Raw genomic sequence first — 18,613 nt, forward strand, 5'->3', positions numbered from 1 at the left:
AACATTTTTATTATTTCAGCTATCTACATGACAGCAAAAGGAATTTCTGAAATCATTTTTTTTAGATATGCTCTTTAAATCTATTTGTGGAATTTGACAACTTCCACCTTCACACTGTCCCGTAGGAAAAATAGTTCTTCTATTTGCTATCCAATCATAGATTAACTGCCCTAGACCTATTAGAGTAGCAAAACTTAAAAAAGGAACAAATATCCACAGTGCAGGGCTATTTTTACAAATACGATTGATTGAATAGATACCATTCTCAATTTTATATTTTGAGTTAGATTGTAATAAAGAATGAATTCTTTTTTCAAGCATCTTTTCATCCAGTTTATATTTTTCAATTACTTTTTGATCCCTAAAAGAAATAAATTCTATGCGATTTAACCAATCAAACCGTTTAAAACTCTTTATACTTTTAAGACAAAAAGAACACCAACCATCATAAAAAACTATTATACGCTTCAATTTAAAACCACGTCCCTTCAACCCTACTAATAAGATCAGTTATATGTTTGCCTTTAATCTAAGGTTGATAAAAGGGATAAAAACATAACCAATAAAAAAACGCTAAAAATAATAACACGCTCTCTTCTTAATATGAAACATAAAAAGAATATAATAAACGTCAATTTATAAGTTACCCCTAAATAGAAGTTTTGAAAGATAAAATTTAAAGCCATAGACAATAAAGCTATAATCAGTAAAAATACTTTAGAGCGCTCTAAAAAATGCTTTATTCCATGTTCTCGTATTTTCCAAGTTCCAAATAATTGTGATATATCTACTGATGAAAATAAATCGTCATTTTGTTCATATTTTACATATATAGGTTGTAAGTAAGGGGCTCTCCCGTTAAGTGATTGCTGTCCCCAACAAAAAGGCTCCCCATTAATGAGAATTGGATTTAAAGTATAGGCTTCTTCATTATTCTTATATTTTGGTAATAACTCTATTTCCGCATCTTTAGAAAAAACAACTCGTTGTCCTTCGGTTTCACCAAAATACTTTTTCCAGTGTAAAGTCTTTAGAGAGCTATCAAAAAACCTAAAAGTTTGTTTCTTTTGTATGTAGGCCATGCTTGTATCGACTGAAATCCAACCCTCACCTTCTATAAAAAATTCATTCCAAACATGAGCGTTCATTTTTCCATATGCCCAGCTTCCAACTACTGTCCTTGCTGGTATTTTTAATGTTCTACATAATGCTGTAAAGAGAAATGAAAATTCTCCACAATCGCCTTTTTTCACTTCGAGAAATGAGTTAACACCCCTACTACTTGGAGGATAAATGTAGCGATAATTATCTACTATATAATGAAAAATAGCACGTGCTTTTTCATGATCATTTTTCTGTCGAGCAGTAATTTCTTTTGCTAACCTTGTTGTTTCAGTATTTATTGGTGAAAGAATGGTGTTTCTCAAATAAAAATCCTTTTCTTCATCCGTTAATGTTTTCTTTTCATTCTTAGTACTATATAATTCCACTTCATAATTAAGATGAAGATCCTGATCTTTGTCCAAAATGTAGTACGCTAGTTTCTCTCCTGTTGGAATCTTAGTAATTTGATCAGGCGTTAAATTATTCTCGTTAAATCGAATAGCAGAAGGCATAACAATCCACAATTGTAGTTTTTCGGACAATTCATTTTTATAAAAAAAATCAACGGTAACAGTTTTACTCATAGAATTCTTCCATCCTTATATTAAATCTGCTAAATTATTATATGAGAAATAGATAAATTAAACTTCTTTATCCTCTAAATAGAATTCGTTTCCAAATCCACTTGACTTGTTCCCTTCTTCTTTGCAAATTTCTTTTTTAAAAATGCATAGGCTTTCCTATAATCTTCATCGCTTATTAAAATTGTATCAATTAAAATCATAATAAATGAAAATGTGATTAGTCCCATTGCAAACGCAATACCTAGATGCATTAGGACAGCAAGTGATAATCCAATATATTTTGTACGTTTATTTAACAACATAAAAGGGAACGCAATTTGTAATAATACTGTCGAATAAGTAATCAATACTATTAAAATATCTGAAGAGACTATTAAATCAGTTAGCCAAGGTAAATTAAACTCGTCTACTTGTAGAATATAATAAATTGCAGTACCATTTTGCCAATACTCACCCATAACTTTATATAAAGCAGAATTCAAATAAATAATACAAAATTGAATAACAACAGCAAGGACACCAAAATTATGCAAAATATTTACATATGAGTTAATTTCATAATTTTAATCCCTTTAGTATCAAGGGTTCTAAAACAATAAAAAACGGGCACCTCCCCAATTCGGTATAATGGTAGCGACTAAACTAAACCATACTGAATGAGGTGAATGCCCTATGACTATTGTAAAACAAATGAGCCTATTTGGCATCCAAGAATTATTGGAAATGGAAAGTTCACGTCGATTTGATGAAATTTTCGCCACTTTCGACGTGCAGCCCGTTTAAAGCGTTTTCGACTCTAGATCACTTATACCTCGCCTCGGTATAAGTGCGTCCGGAATCGCCTTTGTACCTGCACAAAGAGCTCCTTTCAGATTCCGTGACATCCGCCGGAGGCTTTAACTTCTTTCAGTGGGTGCCCAAACACCCGCTGAAAGAAGTTAAACGCCATTGTTATCTAGTATTTCCTTAGCTATGATGAAGTTAATTATAATTTTTTAATTATTCTAACATTAATGCTAGGTTTAAAGATTATACTGTTAGTATGTAAGTTTTTCACTATTAGAGAGGGGGAAGATTATGCAGAAAACACGTATCTTCGGTTTTTTACTTGTGCTGATGGTTATTGTATTAGCTGCTTGTAGTAGCGATGACAAGGCTTCTACAAAGGATGCAAAAGATAACGAGAAAACGTCTAATTCTGAAAAGACTGATGCGGCAGCTACACCATCTGGAAAGCTTGTTATTTATACAGGGCGCGATGAAGAGATGGTGCAAAAGGTAATCGATCAGTTTAATGAAAAGTACCCGGACATTAAAGTGGAATTTTTAACGATGGGCGCTCAGCAAATTTTAGAACGCCTACGTGGTGAAAAAGCAAATCCTCAAGCTGATTTTTGGTGGGGCGGTACGCAATCTGCACTAACTGTTGGTGCCAATGAAGATTTACTTCAAGCTTGGAAGCCTAGCTTCAACGACTCCATTGATGCGGCTTATAAAGATGCAGATGGTCGTTGGTTTGGTGAAATGTTACTGCCAGAGGTCATTATGATTAACAAGGATGTATTAACAAAAGAAACGGGTCCACAAGATTGGGATGAATTATTAGATCCAAAGTGGAAGGATAAAATTTTAATTCGTGGTGTTTTAGCATCTGGAACGATGCGTACTATTTATTCATCTATGATTTTACGTCAAGGTGCAGATTCACCTGATAAGGGCTATGATTGGTTATTAAAATTAGATGCTAACACGAAGGAATATACACAAGATCCAAATGCACTTTATTTAAAGATGACTCGACAAGAAGGCAGTGTTTCTTTATGGAATTTGCAAGATATTTTATTAAAGAAATATACGACTGATTATCCGTTCGATTACATTTATCCGAAAAGTGGTGCACCTATTTTAGTTGATGGTGTTGCTGTTGTAAACAATGCCAAAAACTTAGAAAATGCAAAGCTCTTCACAGAATTCATATTTGAAAAAGGTATGGTGACTCAACTAGCCCACGATTACTATCAAATTCCTACTCGCTCAGATATCGATAAAGCTACAATGCCTGAATGGTATAAAGAGTTAGATTTAAAAACGTTTGATATCGATTGGCAGCTCATGACTGAGAAAGAAGCTGAATGGATGGAGCATTGGGATAACAATATTAAAGGACGCGGCAAAAAGTGACCGATTATTAAAGAGTTAACGCGTAAAAAATCTATGAATATTGTTCACGTTTATAAGCCTCGAGTATATTTTTGCTCGAGGCTTCATGTAACTAATTTTCTAAAGAGAAAGGAGCATTTCAGTTGAAAAGTGTCAAAATAGAAAATGTCTCTAAGAAATTCGGTCAAGTTCATGGCGTAAAGGATTTAGATCTTCACATTAAAGCTGGTGAATTTTTTACTTTCCTCGGTCCAAGCGGTTGTGGGAAAACGACAACACTAAGGATGATAGCCGGCTTCTATTTCCCAACGCAGGGGAAAATTCTTTTTGATGATTTTGATGTGACAAGGCTTCAACCTAATAAACGGAACATCGGTATGGTGTTTCAAAATTATGCTCTCTTTCCACATATGACGGTAGATGAAAATATCGCATTTGGATTACAAGTACGGAAATTCTCGAAGGCGGAAATCAAACAAAAGGTTGACCGTATTAGAGGGCTTGTTCATTTATCGCAATATGGGAATCGGAAAATTAATGAACTATCTGGTGGGCAGCAGCAACGGGTTGCATTGGCACGAGCACTTGTGATAGAGCCTGATATTTTATTGTTAGACGAGCCATTGTCTAATTTAGATGCTAAATTACGTGAAGAAACACGCGTTGAAATAAAACGTATTCAATCCGAGCTCGGTGTTACAACCATCTATGTTACGCATGATCAAATGGAAGCTATGTCTATGTCGGATCGGATAATGGTCATGGAGAATGGCAATGTCAGACAAATCGGTACTCCGCAAGAAATTTATAATCGACCTTCAAACCGCTTCGTAGCAGATTTTATTGGTGAGACAAACTTAATCGAGGCGACAATTGAAGCTGTTAATGATAACGATGTACAAGTTAAAACAGCGAGTGGACTTGCTCTCACTGGGCGAAAGCAACAAAGCTCCCCCACTTTAACGCATATGATTGGAGACAAAGTGTTTATTTCTATTCGCCCTGAATGTATTAATCAAGGTACTGGTGAAAACACAGTAACAGGTAAAATCACTTTTGTTGAATTTACGGGAATTAGTGTGAACTACATTGTGGAATGTCTAGATTTTTCATTAAAAGTAATGATTATCAATATGAACGGTCAACTTAAAAAAATTGGTGAAGACATCACCTTAAATATAGCCCAAGATTCACTGTATTTTTTGGGAGAATAGGAGGGTACCAACATGGAAAAAACACACCTCAATCCTTCTGAAGGAAATGCATGGACACGACTAACTAGATCAAATTGGTTTGTTTATATTTTAGTTGCACCTTTATTTTTAGTGTTGTTTGCCTATGTAGTGTACCCGTTCTATCAAACTTTTACTGAAAGCTTTTCAGGTGATGATGCGCTATCTAATTATAAAAACTTTTTTAATTTAGCTAGCCCAGCAAATATAGAAGCATTGTGGACTAGTATTTATATATCCTTTATCAGTGTTATTTGCTGTGCAATTGTCGGTGTAACTATGGCATTTCTATTGGAACGCTATGATTTCCCTGGCAGACGGATACTCTCTGTTTTAGTATTGGTACCCATGGCTCTTCCACCGTTAGTAGGTGTGCTGTCCTTTACATTTTTATATGGAGATAGTGGTATTTTCCCACGTGCGTTTCAGCACCTATTCGGTTTAGAGCAAGTTCCTTTTTCATTAAAGGGCATATGGGGGGTTATCGTAGTACATACATTCACTATGTACACTTACTTCTACTTAACAGCCTCAGCAGCTATAAAAGGTCTTGATCCAGCTTTAGAAGAAGCCGCAACTAGCTTAGGTGCCGGGCGTGTTCGAGTATGGACAAAGGTTATTTTGCCCATGTTAACACCCTCGATAGTTGCCTCATCCCTACTCGTATTTATGATTTCTATGGCATCCTACACTGCACCTTTAATGTTCGGTGTCGAACGCACGATGACGATGCAAATCTATTTATCACGGACGAATGGGAATTTAGATATGGCAGCGACACAATCTATGATTTTATCCTTTGTGTCCATTACCTTTTTAATTATTATGCGTTGGTATCAAAACCGCCGAAACTACCAAAATCTCAGTAAAGGTATTAGTGTTCATCGATCTGAAGTGTCTTCAAGAGGCATGAAAGTTATGGCGACTATTGCGTCTTTCATAGGCACATTAATTTTAATTTTGCCGATTTTGGTGCTTATTTTAATTTCATTCTCCGTTGATGGCGCATGGAAAACACAAATTCTACCAACAGACTATACATTGGATCATTATCACGCTCTTTTTACAGATGAACGGACGTGGCGACCGATTTGGAATTCTGTTCGAATGGGGATTGTTGCCACAATCGGCAATATCATTTTCGGTGTTGCGGCAGCCTATGCTATGGTACGGTTAAATTTTAAAGGTAAAACATTACTAGATATTTTAATCATGGTTCCTTGGGCATTACCAGGTACGGTTGTAGCTGTTAATTTGATTGCAGCATTTAGTACGGAAAATATATTCTCCTTTAATCAGGTTCTTATCGGGACGTTCTGGATTTTGCCGTTAGCTTATTTTATTAGACATTTACCACTTGTTTTCCGCTCTACATCGGCATCACTTGTGCAATTAGATCAATCTATCGAAGAAGCATCGCGAAGTTTAGGTGCAACATGGTGGTATTCATTTAGACGTATTGTCCTACCACTTACATTTACGGGCATTTTGGCGGGTACGTTACTAGCACTTGTTCAAAGCTTTGGCGAATTCGTAGCGTCTATTCTTCTTTACAGTACGTCAACGATCCCATTATCAGTTGCGATATTCCAAAAATTGTATTCTTTTAAATTTGGGACTGCTTGTGCATATGGTGTCTTACAAATTTGTTTAATTTTAATTGTACTTATTATTTCCGAGAAGTTATCTAAAGGCAGTGCTGGTTCGGCCATATAACTGCCAATCTACTAGGAGGCAATTTATATGTTTGAAGATTTCCGCAACAAAACCCAGCAAGAAGATGGGATGATCTTCCCTTCTAATATTTATCGTAAAATTGTCTTACAGCCGGCTTACGATGAAGCCAAGAAAAACTTTTTAACAATTATTTTGCAAATCAATATTGCACACTTAAAAATGTTAGAAGAACAGGGACTAGTAAATAAGGAAGAGGCTAAAGACATTGGTATTGCTCTAAAAAAACTGGACTTGAACTATTTTCGTATAGAAGATTACAGCCCGCGATATGAGGATTTGTTTTTCCGCATCGAAAATAAATTAATAGAGCTTGCTGGCGACGTTGCTGGGAATCTTCACATTGGTAGAAGTCGTAATGATATGGGGATTGCCATCTATCGCATGACTTTAAGAAAAAAATTATTATTGCTTATGCGAGAATTACTGACATTACGGGATGATTTAATCGCAGCTGCTGAGGAACACGTAGATACGATTATGATTGGCTATACACATACGCAACAGGCACAGCCAACAACCTTTGCGCATTATTTGAAAGCTGTCATCGATCAACTTGAACGAGATTTTGAACGTTTACAGCATGTTTATAAAACGGTGAATCGCAGTAGTATGGGGGCAGCGGCATTAACGACAACAGGCTTTAATATTAATCGAGAGCGTATGCGTGAATTATTGGCATTCGATGATATTATCGAAAATGCGTGGGATGCTGTTGCTGGTGCAGATTATATTGCAGAGGCAGCGAGTATCGTTCAGCTTGCGGCACTCAATCTTGGCCGCACATCTCAAGATTTTTTACTATGGGCTACACAGGAATTCAACGCCTTTACGCTGGCTAGCCCATACGTGCAAGTTAGCTCTATCATGCCACAAAAGCGCAATCCTGTTTCGATAGAGCATACACGTTCATTGCTATCAGCGGTTGTTGGTGATGCTAGTACAGTATTACAAATGGTACATAATACACCTTTTGGAGATATCGTAGACACAGAAGATGATATGCAACCATATTTATGGCGCGCCATCGACCGTTTAATAGGTATTTACAAACTATTTGGTTCGCTTGTTGTCACGATGGATGTGAACAAGAAAAAACTAAGAAATCGAGCAGAAAACAGCTTTGCCAATGTTACAGAGCTAGCCGATACGTTAGTGCGCTCTGAAGGGATTTCCTTCCGCCAAGCACATAGTATTGTTAGTAAATGTATTAGAGTATTGCTCTCTCACGGTGAGGAATCTCTAGCAAGCCTTACATGGGGGCTCGCCAATACACAATCTACATTAATTACTGGTAAACCATTAAAAATTTCTGAGGAGGATTTTTACAACACATTAAAACCCGAGACTTTCGTTGGTGTCCGTACTTTACTTGGTGGTCCATCGCCTGTAACGATGAAAGAATCTCTTGAACGCTCTAAGGCAAATTCTCATAACCTTAATGAGTGGGTTCGTTTGAAGGAGTCTATGATTGTTGAGGCAGAAAAACAATTAACAGTAATTATAGAGGAATGGAATCAATGATGGAATGGCTACTTATTATTGACGGTGGTGCTACAAAAACGGCATGTGCGCTCGTGCATGCCGAGTCTGGTGAAATAAAATATACAAAATCAACAAGTGGCTCGAATTATCAAGCAACCGGTGCTACATCTGCTACAAAAATATTGCAAGCGTTATTAACAAATGTGCAGGCGTTTTTGCAACAGCAAGATGACTCAAATATTGCTGTTGCTACCTTTGCAATGGCTGGGATTGATTCTCCCAAAGATCATGAAACTGTATCTGCAATCATTCATAATGCCGTATCTGCAATACAGTTAAAAATAGAGACACTAATTATAGAAAATGATGCACAAGCTACTTTACTTGGTGTTACTGCTGGACAGGCAGGCGCACTACTCATTGCTGGAACAGGGGCCATTGCGTACGCATTCAACGGTACACAAATAGTACGTTCGGGTGGTTGGGGGCATCGTGCAGGAGATGAAGGCAGTGGCTATTGGTTAGGGCAAGAGGTTATACGCGCCATTTTCCACATGGAAGATGGGCGTGGTGAGTCGACCATCTTAAAAAATGCTGTCTTTGATTATTTACGGATCCAAGATGTTACAGAGCTAGCTACATGGCTGTTCCGCCCATCCTACACGAATGCGCAGCTTGCAAAAATGGGTGCATTTTTGGCAGAGGCCGTGGCCAAAAAGGATTCATGTGCCATTCAAATATCAATGCGTGCTGCTCATGAATTAGTATCCCTTGCATGCGCCGTATTGAAAAAAATTGACTATCAAGGTGAAGCATTTAGCCTTTATTGTAATGGTGGTGCCATTAAGCATAATCCATTAATATTTAAAACTTTTTCACAGGAAATGAAATCAAGGTATCCTCAAATTGAAGTTTCTCTATGTCAGCATCAACCTATCCATTATCTTATGGAACGAACAAAAATGGCCTATGACAGTTTGTAATGTCATAGGCTCTTTATTTTTGGCTAATAACGTTAAAGCGCCATTTTTTTAAGCTCATTTGTCGTGAAATATAAATAGCTGTCCTGCACGAATAAATCCTTCGTTTCTTCCCTATTTAATACTTTTTCTCCGCTTCCATCCGGGCGAATCTTCGTTAAATACGCTCCGTGTGAATAATTACTAAAATATAGCCACCCATCTGCATAAACGATGTACTGTGTACGTGATTTAGAGATGCGTTCAGATTTACCTGTTTGTAAATCAAGCACATATAACTTATTATCATCAGCAACATTACTATAAAATATTTGTTGCCCTACTTGTGTAGCGAAATCTACATTGTGAAAGTAGTTATACATTGTGCTCGTTGCTTTCGGGTAATCTCCAGCCACCCACGTATGATCCTTTGCAATCGTTCGATCATCTACTAAAAAGTATTGATAGCGCACCGCCCCTTTACGATCAGGCACCGGGTCATTCCATGTAGTATCAAGGTGATACCATTGACCATCCAGCTTTACTAAATTCCAAGCATGTCCTTCCTTTCCGACATAACCTACTACATACTTTGTTTCTATACCTAACTTTTGTAACATAGAATGAGCTAGCAACGCATAGCCCTGACAAACGCCGCCATGTTCTGCAAGCACTGTATAAGCACTATGTGGGCTTGAATTTGTTTGATCTGTATAGGCTGTATTGGCAACGATATAATCATTGACAGCCCTAACCTTCTCTACATCACTTAATGATTTCTTATTGATAGAGGCTACAATCTCCTGAACATTCATTTCAACGAATGCTGCCTGCTCTGGTGTCATTAAATAGCTTTGCTCTCCAAAGATTTTGGCTGTTTTTCTTCCATATTCAAAACGAATTGAATGCTTACTAATATGCCCAAATACATAATCATCTCGTTTTATAGCATTTTCATAAGCTTCTTCCACTAGCTGTTCAATTCGTTGTGTATCGCCTTTATATTGAATCTCAAAAGTAGGTGAAAAACTACTATAGTACGCATACATCGCATCAGCCATTTCCTTTGCATTTGTTACAACTAACTTCGCTTCAGGTTTTTTGGCTGCAGGAGCTGTAACGGCTATTCCTTCTTCAGGCTTGTCTTCTATAGGTGTGGCCGTTTCAATGGAGGCATCCTCTGAAAGTTTAGCAGTAACATCTATGATTTTGTCCTTTGTTGAAAGAAGCATCGTTTCTATTTCATCATTATTTGCCCATGTTATCACTTGTTGTACAACTGCTTTACCAGCCGTATAAATGGGGTCAATAAAAATAATAAGAATTACGATAATGGCTAATTTTTTCCACAAAATCCTCACCTCCAACCGTTTTCCTGTTTTCATTATATACAAAAAAAGCACAAAGAACTCACTTGGAAGTCCTTTTGTGCTTTCATTTTATCAATAGATACGAATATTTGAAGTTTATTTTATTTTAAGCTTCTGTTCTTTGCCATTAACATTATAAACTAAATAGCTATCATTAATTCTTAAATCAGAAACTATTTGCTTCGCGAGCACCTCAGTTTTTAATGTTTGAAGATTTAATTTTGTTAAGTAACCACTGTTGCTATAATCACTGAAATATAAAAAGTTATCCGCTCCTGTAATATACAAGGCACGTCTATCAATGACCTTTGTTTTCTTACCACTTGCTAAATCAAGCGTATACAATTTATCTTTATCTGCTGTATTACTAAAGTACAGTGTATTATTAACCTGATATGCAAAATGAACATTTTGCATATAGCTATATTTTGTACTAGTTGCAGCAGGATAATCTGAAGCTATCCATTTATGATCTTTCTTAAGCTGTGCATCTGTTACTAAGAAATAATCATACGAAGAAGCGCCGAAACGGTTTGGTAATGGATCGTTCCATGTTGTATCTAAATGATACCATTTACCATCAACCTTCACTAAATTCCATGCATGTGCCTCGTTACCATTAACATTGCCTACAACATATTTAACATCGAATCCAGCTTGTTCCAACATTTTATAGGCTATTAACGCGTAGCCCTGACATACAGCTTGTCCTTCCGTTAACAATGCATAAGCACTATGGGGACTTGCCTTTGTTTTAGTACCATATGTAGTATTTGACACAATATAATCATTAATTGATCTTACTTTTTCGAAATCTGTTTTCATTGAAGGCTTAATAATCGTTTTTAATATTTGATCAACCTTTTTTTGTAGTGCAGCTTCTTGCGTTTGGTTTGTCAAATATTTCACTTTAAATGTCACATTGCCTGTTGAGTCTGCAGAAATAGTGGTACTTTCCATATGACCACTCGCATAGACGGCTTGCTCCTGTGCTTTTTCAAATGACTCCATAAAATTCTTTTTAAAATCAGTCATTGGTCCACTATATGTAATTTTAATTTCGGGAGCGAAATTATTTAATTGCTTTACGATTTCTGTTGTGAATTGATCCCAAGTTGTTACTTTAGTATTAGCTACTACATTATAAGCAATCACCGAGGAAGTACTTACTGAACGAGTGTCTGCATTTTGAGCATAGGCTGCTGTTGGGCTTAACATCAGTAATGCTGCCCCGCTTATCAACCATTTCTTCACAATAAATCACCTCTCGTTTGTTATATTCTTATAATTAGGATAGCAGAGAAAGGAACTATAAATCTATCGGACAAGTTCACTAACCGTGACTATTAACTATACAGTCACCATACAACAAATAGGTATAAACTCTCACAAATAAAATATATGTATCGAAATAAACTATATTTTTGTAAAAAAATAAAAACCCACTTGTCTTTAAGTGAGTTTCAATATATTAATGGGCATATATATAGGTCAGGCTGCTGTTAACGACTTTTTACTACTAAATTTACTGCTTCTTGAATAGCTTCATTCATTTTCTCGTCATCACCTTCAGCATTTTGTACGCATTCTAAAAGATTCGTACTTACTATGACACCAACCGTACGATCTACCGCTGAGCGTACTGCCGATAATTGAGTAATGACTGCCTTACAGTCCTTTTCTTCTTCCATCATTTTTAAGATTCCACGTAGCTGACCTTCCATCCGTTTCACACGATTTTTCACTTGATCTGAATATTCCATCATCATTTCTCCTTCTTTCCATACTCGCTACGTTCTTGAGTTATTATTATTCTTTATCCTAGCACATTATTTCAAAAATCAATTATGCCTCGGCATATTTGTCCGGAATCGGCTTTGTACTTGCAAAGAACTCCTTTCCGAATCCGTGACATAACTTTAAATAAGTTAAACTTATTCGTTATTCTTCCTTGGGTTTAAATAATTCATAAGCATTTTAGCAATAATTGACCCTGCATTTGTTATTTCATCATACTGTATAACTGTATTTTTCTTTATTCGTAGCTGACCTATCTCTACTTCAAAAATTGGACACTTTCTTTTAAGTGCAGCTACTAACATATTTGTGTCGTAGTCATATCGTTCACCATTTACATTTATTAGCCACGGTAGCTCCTTTATAGAAATAAACCGTAAACCGGTTTGTGTATCCATTAATTTTCTATGATAAAGGATTTCAAAGAACAAACTTGTTGCTCGGTTACCCCAATATGATAAAAATGTGCTGTCCGAAGAATGAAAGTTACGTACTCCTAGCACAATTCCTTCAGAAAATACCTTTGTCATTGTTAAAACTAGCTTTACATCTTGTAAAGTATGTTGTCTATGAGCACCTACTGTAATAACACCTTGAAACATGCCTCTTTGCTCCATTACATAGGCAAAGGCTGTTTTTAGTGCGCCTCCCTTACCAATATTATTGCCATGCTCTAGCACTAGACAGCAGTCAATCTTTTTCAAAGCCTCAAAAACATCTGCATATTTTTGATCGCTGCCATCATTGACAATAATAACTCGGCTAATGGTGGTGGCTAATAATTGGTGGACATAGGTTATAAGTGACTGTTGTGGATTATAGGCTGGTATAATTGCTGCAATATTTTTCATCATTTCTATCCCCCGGATAACAAGAAACTTTGGCATATGCACTTTTTTGTAATTGTTACTTTGAACATCAACGAATCTTCTTATAACAAATAGTATCATGTATCGAGGACAATTCAACAATAACGGTATTTTCCCGATATATGAAAAAAGAGGATATCATCGTAGTGTATGGTTGATTTCCGTTCCTACTGGGCGCTTTCTTATGGGCGTCAGATGAGCCGCTTAGGGCCACAGATGTTTTTTTCCGAGAGCGAGATGTTGGTCGATGTGATGGTTTTAGCCTTCGCTCCTCTATTCGCTAATCTCCAAGGAGTCGCCCAGTCTTCACTTCAATCAACTAATATACATGGTATACGTTTTAACAAATTAAATATCCAGATTTCAATAATGAGCATACTAAGTAGAATTTTATGAAAGAGGTGAGTGCTATCGTCATACAATATGAAATTCTCCAAGATCAATGTACGAAATTAAAGGCTTTATGCTTGGTTAAGTTGGCTAAAAATTTACAAGATGCTAGCTCGCTCGCCATTCCAAAGCCAGCTCTATCTCTCCAAAAATCACTCCTAGTACTAGAGGAAATTTTATATGAGCTTTATAAGCTAGAAATGAATTCAGAGCCGAAGCTAAAAAATATTCGATCATTACTCAATAATCGTAGCTTCGTTGCAAAAATTCATCCACGTCGCATTTATTTATTAATGAATCTTGTGAGCAAAATGACTTCTAGTAATAGAAGTGAAGTTGTGGAGGCAAAGGCAGCAAAAATTGTTCTAGATTATATAAGTGATATTGTAGAATGGTTTATCGATCGCTATGACCGTACCTTAAGGGCAAAATTAATGCGTAAAGGTTCCAGCTTTGAAGATATAACTTCAGCTTTTGAAATAATTACTCTGCTTCAAGATGACCAATCAACCGAGGCATATAAAAGTGCTGCAGACTGGTTTGAGCTTGCCGCAAAACAAGGGAATGCAAGTGCTCAATATAATTTAGGCGCTCTTTATAATCAAGGGCGTGGTGTTAAGAAAGATTATGCAGTCGCAAAAATGTGGTATGAACGCGCCGCCGCACAAAAGGATGCAAACGCGCTTTATAGCTTAGGCGTGCTCTATCATTTAGGTCATGGTGTTGTACAAAATTATGAGGAAGCCGCTCAATATTATCAAGCTGCTGCAGATTTAGAAAACGCAGATGCACAGTACAATCTAGGAGTCCTATACAATCAAGGACTCGGTATGCCTCTAAACTTTGCCGAGGCAGCAAAATGGTACATGTTAGCAGCCCATCAAGGGAATACAAGTGCTCAAAATAATCTTGGATTCCTTTACCACAATGGAACTGGTGTCGAGCAAAGTTATGAGGAAGCTATAGCCTATTTTGAAATGGCTGCATTAGCAGGTGATGCAAGTGCTCAATATAATCTTGGCTATATGTACCTTAAAGGTCGTGACATCTCGCAAAATTTGGAAGAAGCTGCGAGATGGTTCCATCTAGCTGCACTTCAAGACCATACAAATGCAGAATTTCAATTGGCCATGCTATATAACACTGGTCAAGGTATTCCTCAAGATCACCTAGAGGCTATAAAATGGTTTAAGCTAGCAGCACATAAAGGACACTTGAATGCCCAATATTGTCTTGGTGTGCTCTATGTCAAAGAAAATGATATAACTTTAGCTGAAAAATGGTTGCAGTTAGCCTCTAGCAATGGACATATAAGTGCAGGTTTTGAGCTTGGACGTATTTATGTATACCATCTCCAGCAACTAGAGAAAGCTCTCCCTTACTTCAAAGCAGCTGCTGAAAAGGGCTATGCTGATGCTCAATACGAGCTCGGATTATTATATGAAGCTGAATTGAATTATGATGAAGCAGTAAAATGGTGGAGAGCCGCTACTGATCAGTCCCATATTCAGTCTGAATACCAATTAGGGTTATTATATGAGCATGGATTGGGGATCGAGCAGGACTTAGAAGAGGCACGACGCTGCTATCGACTAGCAGCCATCCAAGGACATTCAGGTGCTCAATATCAGCTCGGTAATTTATTTGATAAGGGCAAAGGTGTCGAACAGGATTATACTGAGGCTGCAAAATGGATTGAACAAGCCGCCGCTAAGGGACATGCCAAAGCACAATATCAATTAGCTCAAATGCACAGTCAAGGACAAGGGGTACCGAAGGATTTTGCGAAGGCTGCCCAACTATATCGACTGGCAGCCAATCAAGGGCACCAAAAAGCGCAATTCCAGCTTGGTATGCTTTACAAAAAAGGACACGGTGTTGCACAGGATTATACTGAGGCAACAAAATGGCTTAAGAAATCACTTGAAAATATGAAATAAAGGGATTATAAGCATAGAGTGGGGTTAGCCATTTTCTTTGAGGGGCTCGTTCCACTCAACTTATCCACATGACATACGTTTTAACAGAATGTCCTCCAACTTTTAGTTTTATTAGAGCATTTTCAGGAATTATCGACCAACTTTTAATTTTTATCACCCAACTTCTGAATTTTATCGACATTCACCTTGCAAAGAGTAAAAAAAGATTCACACACAAAACTGTGTGTGAGTCTCCACTCCAATGAACTTATATATGGCATATGTTTAAAAAAAGTTATCCCTAACTTTTAGTAATGAACCGAATAAAGCTATTCTTCCCTAAAAAATACCGTGTCACCTCCTAATAACGGCAGTGACACGGTATTTTCTATTTTTCCATTTCTTCTTTTTGGTTTACCATAAATGTTACAGCGATGAACAAAGCAAAGCTAATTAATAGCGTTGTTCCACCAATGATAAAGAAAACCGTTGTAAATGTTCTGCTAAAACTAAATGGATTTAAATTGTAGAACCACATGCCTATTGTTAAGCCAAAAACACCGAGAATAGCGGTCCAACCATGTGCTGTCACTAATTTTTGCGATTTCACTTTAAAGGCACGATAGAAAATACCCCATGCAAACATACTTAACCAGCCTACGAGCAAAATATGTGCATGTATCGGCCTATATTCATAACTACCTGAGCCAGACATATGTGAGCCTAGATACGTACCAAATAAGGCAAAAATTGCAGCAAGACGAATAAGGCGTATACTCCATTTTTGTTCCAAACGATAACCCCCCTAAGCTTTTTCAACTTAGTTAGCAGTTTATCTCGCGAACATGAACTTTACATGAACTCCTCATTACAGTTTTGGTAAGTGGACACGCACCTTTGTACCTGAATTCATAACACTTTCCATATGAACCGTTCCTCCGTGTAACTCAGAAATTTGCTTCACGATAGCTAGTCCAAGACCAGTTCCTTGCTTTGTTCTGGAAGTATCTACTCTATAAAAGCGATCAAATACCTTTTGTAGTTGTTCGGCAGTCATTCCTATGCCACTATCCTCAATAAGCACTTCAACTGAAGTTGAGAATTCTTGCAAGTGAATATGAATCTCTCCACCATCGACGTTATATTTAATAGCATTCGTCAATAAATTATCCCAAACATTTTGTAATAGCCCAGCATCGCCATCATATGTTACTGGTTCAATTTGATACGATAATTGTACATTTGCTTCTTCAAGCTGCCAGCGGTACTTCCTTACTGTTTCCTTTAATTGCTCATCTAAACGATAAGATTCACGCTTTAACAACCTTGTAGATTGATCTAGTGACGTTAGTAAAAGTAATTGCTTAGTTAATGTCGACATACGCTTCGTTTCTAGCTCAATAATCGTTGTATACTCTTGCCTTTCCTTGTCGGTCAGCAAGGGATTCTTTAATAAATCTACATAGCCTTGAATATTCAACAATGGTGATTGAAAATCATGGGATACATTACTTATAAACTCTTTACGTATTCGATCATTTTCCTGTAATTTTTCAGTCATGACATTAAAGCTAACCGCTAATTGTCCAATCTCATCTGCTCGATCTATTTCAAGCAGCGTATCGAATTTTTCATATGCAAGCTGATGTGTTGCCTCTGTTAGTTGTGTAATAGGGCGAATTAGAGCCTTAGCGAAAAGTAGCATTGCCAATAGACTAAGTACTGTCATCGTAAGTATAAGTCCACCAAGTATAGTATGCACTTCAGAGAACAACAAGCGAATATCCGGTCTAATGAACAGTGCATACTGCTTATTTTCATAAGTAAACGGCACACCTATCGTATTAATTAACTCATTCGCAAAAAAGCCTGTCACAAAAGTCTCTTTTGGAAAATCACGCATACCATGATAAATTTCCCCGTTTAAAACATGCTCGACTGTATTGGACGGTAGAGTTTTATCACGATACTTACCTCCGAAGAAATGCCCTTCGTTACCGTTTGTTACATAAATTTGATAACCTATTTCACCAAGAGTCGTTAAATAATCATCTAAATCGTCAGGTTTTGATGACTCAATGTATTTCGCAATATCCTGTGCAATCTTCACATTTTTAGCATCATTTTTTTCCTTCACAACTTGATGATAATAAGTATTTGTCGCTAAAAAGCCGATACACAAGCTACCAATCATAACGAGCATCGTCGTCAAAACAAATTTGCTATATAACGTTTTCATCATGCAATAACCTCAAGCTTATAGCCGACGCCACGCACCGTTGTAATCTCAACACCTGGTTCATAACGATGCAGACGCTCACGAATCCGCTTCACATGTGTATTTAAAGTCTGCTCATCTCCATCGTAGTCATAGCCCCACACTTGCTCCATAATAAAACTACGTGTAAACACCTGATTCGGGCGGGATGCTAGTAATGCCAATAGTTCAAATTCCTTTAAAGGCAGGACAAGTGTATCTTCCCCAATGACAACCTCAAAGCTTCGACGATCAATAACGAGCCTACCCACCTTGATGGTTACCTGATTTTTCTTATCGAGTCTACGCAATATTGCGGCTATGCGAAACAGCAATTCTTTAGGTTCAAAAGGCTTCACAACATAGTCGTCTGAGCCTGCCAAAAACCCTCGTTCCTTGTCCTCAAGCTCGCCTTTTGCTGTTAATAACAATACAGGAATATCGTAATCCTGACTCAATGTCTCTGTTAATGTATAACCATCCATCCCCGGCATCATAACATCAACAACAGCCAAATCAGGCAAGTTTCCTTCAAGTAATTTAAGGGCCTGTTGTCCATTTTCCGCCTGCATTACCTGATAGCCCTCTCTTGTCAGATAAATATTCACTAGCTGTAAAATATGTACATCATCATCTACAACGAGAATTTTCATTCAGGTCCACCTCCATCCAACTTGTTTACTTTTAACAATAAATCCGCTCCATTCCGCGGACGTCAAGTTATCAGAAAGAATTCCGGACGTAATGCCGGGG

16 protein-coding genes are annotated in these 18,613 nt (G+C 37.2%); 6 read left to right on the plus strand and 10 right to left on the minus strand.

Going from position 1 to position 18,613, the window contains the following annotated elements; all coding sequences use genetic code 11:
* Positions 1 to 15: 15 nt before the first annotated feature.
* From JNUCC51_RS10915 to JNUCC51_RS10925, 3 genes are all read right to left on the minus strand, one after another.
* On the minus strand, positions 16 to 471 hold the full coding sequence (locus JNUCC51_RS10915) for a thiol-disulfide oxidoreductase DCC family protein (RefSeq protein ID WP_337991995.1): 456 nt from the start codon (positions 469 to 471) through the stop codon (positions 16 to 18).
* A gap of 53 nt (positions 472 to 524) precedes the next feature.
* On the minus strand, positions 525 to 1,688 hold the full coding sequence (locus JNUCC51_RS10920; RefSeq protein ID WP_337991996.1) for a transglutaminase-like domain-containing protein: 1,164 nt from the start codon (positions 1,686 to 1,688) through the stop codon (positions 525 to 527).
* A gap of 74 nt (positions 1,689 to 1,762) precedes the next feature.
* Entirely contained in the window at positions 1,763 to 2,221 is a 459-nt protein-coding gene (locus JNUCC51_RS10925; RefSeq protein ID WP_337991997.1) for an HTTM domain-containing protein, read from the minus strand.
* A gap of 544 nt (positions 2,222 to 2,765) precedes the next feature.
* Here JNUCC51_RS10925 and JNUCC51_RS10930 point away from each other — a divergent pair.
* From JNUCC51_RS10930 to JNUCC51_RS10950, 5 genes are all read left to right on the plus strand, one after another.
* Positions 2,766 to 3,869 (plus strand): extracellular solute-binding protein, encoded by a 1,104-nt coding sequence (locus tag JNUCC51_RS10930; RefSeq protein ID WP_337991998.1) that lies wholly within the window; start codon positions 2,766 to 2,768, stop codon positions 3,867 to 3,869.
* Between the two features lie 122 nt (positions 3,870 to 3,991).
* A complete protein-coding gene (locus JNUCC51_RS10935) occupies positions 3,992 to 5,062 on the plus strand; it encodes an ABC transporter ATP-binding protein (RefSeq protein ID WP_337991999.1) in 1,071 nt (356 codons plus the stop codon).
* A 12-nt stretch (positions 5,063 to 5,074) separates the two neighbouring features.
* A complete protein-coding gene (locus JNUCC51_RS10940) occupies positions 5,075 to 6,796 on the plus strand; it encodes an ABC transporter permease (RefSeq protein WP_337992000.1) in 1,722 nt (573 codons plus the stop codon).
* Between the two features lie 27 nt (positions 6,797 to 6,823).
* Positions 6,824 to 8,338, plus strand: a complete 1,515-nt coding sequence (gene argH, locus JNUCC51_RS10945; protein ID WP_337992001.1) for an argininosuccinate lyase — start codon at positions 6,824 to 6,826, stop codon at positions 8,336 to 8,338.
* Complete coding sequence (locus JNUCC51_RS10950; RefSeq protein ID WP_337992002.1) at positions 8,335 to 9,282, plus strand: N-acetylglucosamine kinase; 948 nt, start codon at positions 8,335 to 8,337, stop codon at positions 9,280 to 9,282. The genes argH and JNUCC51_RS10950 overlap by 4 nt, the downstream gene beginning before the upstream one ends.
* 32 nt (positions 9,283 to 9,314) lie before the next feature.
* Here JNUCC51_RS10950 and JNUCC51_RS10955 read toward each other — a convergent pair whose 3' ends face one another.
* The 4 genes from JNUCC51_RS10955 to JNUCC51_RS10970 form a co-directional block, all read right to left on the minus strand.
* On the minus strand, positions 9,315 to 10,610 hold the full coding sequence (locus tag JNUCC51_RS10955; protein WP_337992003.1) for a transglutaminase domain-containing protein: 1,296 nt from the start codon (positions 10,608 to 10,610) through the stop codon (positions 9,315 to 9,317).
* A 114-nt stretch (positions 10,611 to 10,724) separates the two neighbouring features.
* Positions 10,725 to 11,882, minus strand: a complete 1,158-nt coding sequence (locus JNUCC51_RS10960; RefSeq protein WP_337992004.1) for a transglutaminase domain-containing protein — start codon at positions 11,880 to 11,882, stop codon at positions 10,725 to 10,727.
* A 248-nt stretch (positions 11,883 to 12,130) separates the two neighbouring features.
* Positions 12,131 to 12,391 (minus strand): metal-sensitive transcriptional regulator, encoded by a 261-nt coding sequence (locus JNUCC51_RS10965; protein ID WP_049663684.1) that lies wholly within the window; start codon positions 12,389 to 12,391, stop codon positions 12,131 to 12,133.
* Between the two features lie 171 nt (positions 12,392 to 12,562).
* Positions 12,563 to 13,279 (minus strand): glycosyltransferase family 2 protein, encoded by a 717-nt coding sequence (locus JNUCC51_RS10970; protein ID WP_337992005.1) that lies wholly within the window; start codon positions 13,277 to 13,279, stop codon positions 12,563 to 12,565.
* Positions 13,280 to 13,686: 407 nt separating this feature from the next.
* Here JNUCC51_RS10970 and JNUCC51_RS10975 point away from each other — a divergent pair, with 407 nt between their 5' ends.
* Complete coding sequence (locus JNUCC51_RS10975) at positions 13,687 to 15,624, plus strand: tetratricopeptide repeat protein (protein ID WP_337992006.1); 1,938 nt, start codon at positions 13,687 to 13,689, stop codon at positions 15,622 to 15,624.
* Between the two features lie 367 nt (positions 15,625 to 15,991).
* On the opposite strand, the gene JNUCC51_RS10980 is transcribed toward JNUCC51_RS10975, so the two are convergent.
* From JNUCC51_RS10980 to JNUCC51_RS10990, 3 genes are all read right to left on the minus strand, one after another.
* Positions 15,992 to 16,396, minus strand: coding sequence for a hypothetical protein (locus tag JNUCC51_RS10980; RefSeq protein WP_337992007.1), 405 nt, complete (start codon positions 16,394 to 16,396; stop codon positions 15,992 to 15,994).
* A gap of 75 nt (positions 16,397 to 16,471) precedes the next feature.
* The gene (locus JNUCC51_RS10985; RefSeq protein WP_337992221.1) at positions 16,472 to 17,842 is read right to left on the minus strand and encodes a sensor histidine kinase; all 1,371 of its coding nucleotides are present in this window, start codon (positions 17,840 to 17,842) and stop codon (positions 16,472 to 16,474) included.
* Positions 17,842 to 18,513: a response regulator transcription factor gene (locus JNUCC51_RS10990; protein WP_337992008.1), complete on the minus strand. Its 672-nt coding sequence runs from the start codon at positions 18,511 to 18,513 to the stop codon at positions 17,842 to 17,844. The genes JNUCC51_RS10985 and JNUCC51_RS10990 overlap by 1 nt, the downstream gene beginning before the upstream one ends.
* Positions 18,514 to 18,613 lie beyond the last annotated feature (100 nt).

This window comes from Lysinibacillus sp. JNUCC 51 (assembly GCF_015999525.1).
Taxonomy (GTDB): Bacteria; Bacillota; Bacilli; order Bacillales_A; family Planococcaceae; genus Lysinibacillus; species Lysinibacillus xylanilyticus.

What these genes read in the sequence shown, in the direction of transcription:
- JNUCC51_RS10985 (WP_337992221.1), bottom strand. Translation starts at nt 17,842, where the DNA reads ATGAAAACGTTATATAGCAAATTTGTTTTGACGACGATGCTCGTTATG.
- JNUCC51_RS10930 (WP_337991998.1), top strand. Translation starts at nt 2,766, where the DNA reads ATGCAGAAAACACGTATCTTCGGTTTTTTACTTGTGCTGATGGTTATT.
- JNUCC51_RS10920 (WP_337991996.1), bottom strand. Translation starts at nt 1,688, where the DNA reads ATGAGTAAAACTGTTACCGTTGATTTTTTTTATAAAAATGAATTGTCC.
- JNUCC51_RS10970 (WP_337992005.1), bottom strand. Translation starts at nt 13,279, where the DNA reads ATGATGAAAAATATTGCAGCAATTATACCAGCCTATAATCCACAACAG.
- JNUCC51_RS10940 (WP_337992000.1), top strand. Translation starts at nt 5,075, where the DNA reads ATGGAAAAAACACACCTCAATCCTTCTGAAGGAAATGCATGGACACGA.
- JNUCC51_RS10965 (WP_049663684.1), bottom strand. Translation starts at nt 12,391, where the DNA reads ATGGAATATTCAGATCAAGTGAAAAATCGTGTGAAACGGATGGAAGGT.
- JNUCC51_RS10950 (WP_337992002.1), top strand. Translation starts at nt 8,335, where the DNA reads ATGATGGAATGGCTACTTATTATTGACGGTGGTGCTACAAAAACGGCA.
- JNUCC51_RS10990 (WP_337992008.1), bottom strand. Translation starts at nt 18,513, where the DNA reads ATGAAAATTCTCGTTGTAGATGATGATGTACATATTTTACAGCTAGTG.
- JNUCC51_RS10975 (WP_337992006.1), top strand. Translation starts at nt 13,687, where the DNA reads ATGAAAGAGGTGAGTGCTATCGTCATACAATATGAAATTCTCCAAGAT.
- argH (WP_337992001.1), top strand. Translation starts at nt 6,824, where the DNA reads ATGTTTGAAGATTTCCGCAACAAAACCCAGCAAGAAGATGGGATGATC.